We start from the raw sequence: 3,178 nt of genomic DNA on the forward strand, positions 1-3,178 counted from the left end.
ACGAAGTTGACGCTGTAAATGCAGTTACAGGTATTTACAGCCTTTTGGAAGAAGAGGACTATGTAGGCCACGCGGAAGCTACATTTGATGTTCCTTCTGACGATTACTGGCGCTCGGGTGATCATAGTGAAGACGAAGGCATCGAAAATTTAACCTATGATGCCTCAAATGCAGCTATCAGGTACCCATGGAAATGGAGATATGAAACTATCAACCGTGCAACTAACTGCATTATTAATATTCCTAAAATTACTGCAATATCAAATGATGTTAAAAATAGGAGCATGGGCGAGGCATACTTTCTGCGCGCTTTTGGTTACTGGCGTTTAATGATCATTCATGGCGACGTTCCTATCATTACCGATGAAGATTACGCAAAACAAACCTTCAACGTTCCGAAATCACCAATAGAAGAAGTGCGCAAGCAAATTGAATCAGATTTGTTAAAAGCAGTTGATTTATTGCCTGAAAGTTACGGCGCATCAGATCGTGGCCGTGTAAGCAAGGGAACAGCACTGGGTTTATTGACCAAGCTTTATATGTATTGGGAAAAGTTACCTGAGGCCATTGCAACCGGTCAAAAGGTGATCTCTAACTCACATTATGCTTTGGCTGCTAATTACGCCGATAATTTTACCAGGGCTAACGAGAATAGTACTGAATTGTTGTTTTCAATTCAAGCAGTACAAACTGTTGTACAAAATGATTTCACTGTTTATTATATTCCAAGATCATGGAATGGTTATGGCTTCAGCCAGCCGCTACAAGGTCTTGCAAATGAATTTGAGGCAGGAGATCCGCGTAAACAAGCCACTTTACTATCTGTGGGTGATAAGGTAGATCTGGGTGATGGGAAAGGCCTTACAACGTTCACTGCCGATCTATCTGCTACAGGTTATGCCTTTAAGAAATACGCAGTGTTCAATAGTGAAAAAGATGGTGGTGGTGTTGACCATACTTATGCTGTACCACTAATGCGCTCTGCTGATATTTACCTGCTGGTTGCCGAGGCACTGATCCGTACACAGGGTGCCGGTGCAGGTGATGCGATCATTAACCAGATCAGGCACCGCGCATCAGCGGCATTAAAACCGGTTTCAGGAGCAGGTATGAAAGAACTGATCCATGAGCGCCGTGTTGAGTTGGCTGGCGAAGATCAGCGTCACCAGGATTTAATGCGTTGGGACAAAGCTAAAATTGTTGATATAGCTGCTATTTATAACCTTGCTGTTTCCAAAGCTCCGCTTGATCAAAATAAAACGGTGACCTTTGTGCGTCCTAAAAACTATTACTTCCCGATACCGCAAGTTGAGATCGATAAAAGTAAAGGCGTGTTGGTACAAAACCCTAATTTTAAATAATAACCATATACCGGCGGCAGGGGAGAACCTCCTGTTGCCGGTATTTTTTCAGGCATTATTCGATGCCGCTATTTAATAATTTATTGAATGAGAAAGTGTTTACTTGTTTTAGCTGTTATTATTGCATTTGGCTTTGAAGCCGGTGCCCAGGTTGATCAGAAGGCCTCTTATGATTTTATTGAAAGAATAATCCCCGGTAAAAGCAATCTGTTTACTGTTGAAGCTATCCCACAGCAAAACGGCAAGGATGTATTTGAATTGGAGAGCCGCGACGGTAAAATAGTACTTAGGGGCAACAATGGCCTGTCAATAGCATCGGCATTGAACTACTATCTTAAAACCTATTGCTTTTGCGATATCGGCTGGAATGGCACCAACCTTAATTTGCCGGCAACCCTGCCTGCTGTTAAAGGGCTCATTCATAAAACAACGCCTTACCAATATCGCTATTATTTAAACTATTGTACATTTAACTACACCATGGCTTGGTGGGACTGGGACCGCTGGCAAAAGGAAATTGACTGGATGGCCCTCAATGGCATTAACCTGCCGCTGGCCATAGCCGGCGAAGAAGCCGTTTGGCAAAGTGTTTATAAAGACATGGGCTTTACCGATAAACAACTGGATGATTTTTTTAGCGGTCCGGCTTATTTTTCATGGTTTTGGATGGGAAACATTGATGCCTGGGGTGGCCCGCTGCCGCAGCATTGGATGGACTCGCACAAAGCATTACAAAAAAAGATCCTGGAGCGTGAGCGCTCATTTGGGATGACACCTGTTTTGTCGTCATTTACCGGCCACGTGCCGCCATCATTTAAAGATAAGTTCCCCGGTGCTAAGGTTAAAAGGACCAACTGGGATGCCGGGTTTCCCGATGTTTTTATACTTGACCCCGACGATCCGATGTTTGAAACCATCGGCAAAAAATATATAGAAGCGCAAACAAAGGAATTTGGCACCGACCACCTGTACTCGGCCGATACTTTTAACGAAAATGTACCGCCAACCAACGATTCAACTTATCTGGATGGCATGAGCAAAAAGGTATTTAATTCCATGGCTGCCGCCGATCCTAAAGCTATTTGGGTAATGCAGGGCTGGATGTTTCATTACAATAACAAATTCTGGCAGCCTCAGCAGATCAAAGCCCTGCTTAACGCGGTGCCTAATGAACAAATGATAGTGCTTGACCTTTACAGCGATGCCCATCCGGTTTGGAACCGTACCGAAGCGTATTATGGCAAACCATGGATCTGGAGTATGTTGCAAAACTTTGGAGGCAACATCAGTCTGTTTGGCCGCATGCGCCATGTTGCTGCTGATCCGGCCATTGCCCTGCATGATCCCGAATCAAAAAATATGCGCGGTATTGGTGTTACCCCCGAGGGCATTGAACAAAACCCTGCACTATTTGCCCTGATGCTGGAGAACGTTTGGCGCGATACCCCGATTGACGCTGATGCATGGGTTGCAAATTATGCGCAGCGCCGCTACGGCCAGGTTAACAGCCAGGCAAATGAGGCATGGCACATGCTGTTAAACTCGGTTTATTCGGGTGGCTTAACCGAGGGCGGCCCTGAATCGATCATTGTGGCAAGACCAACGTTTAAAAAATATATAGACAGGGTGTTAACCAAATTAGATTACGACCCGATGCAATTGGTTAGAGCCTGGAGCCTGCTTGTAAATGCTGCAGACAGCCTGAAACAAAGCGATGGCTTTCAGTATGACCTGGTTGATGTAACCCGGCAGGTATTGGCAAACTATGCAAGTCCGCTTCAGCAAAAAATGGCGCAGGCCTATCAAAATAAGGATCA

2 protein-coding genes are annotated in these 3,178 nt (G+C 44.8%); both read left to right on the forward strand.

Annotated elements, in window-relative coordinates:
• A partial coding sequence (locus VF500_RS00560; protein ID WP_330857808.1) for a RagB/SusD family nutrient uptake outer membrane protein occupies window positions 1-1,361 on the forward strand: 1,361 nt, incomplete at its 5' end.
• Window positions 1,362-1,448: 87 nt separating this feature from the next.
• Window positions 1,449-3,178, forward strand: a 1,730-nt coding sequence (locus VF500_RS00565; protein ID WP_330857809.1) for an alpha-N-acetylglucosaminidase, incomplete at its 3' end; no start/stop codon positions are given.

This window comes from Mucilaginibacter sp. (genome assembly GCF_036383575.1).
Taxonomy (GTDB): domain Bacteria; phylum Bacteroidota; class Bacteroidia; order Sphingobacteriales; family Sphingobacteriaceae; genus Mucilaginibacter.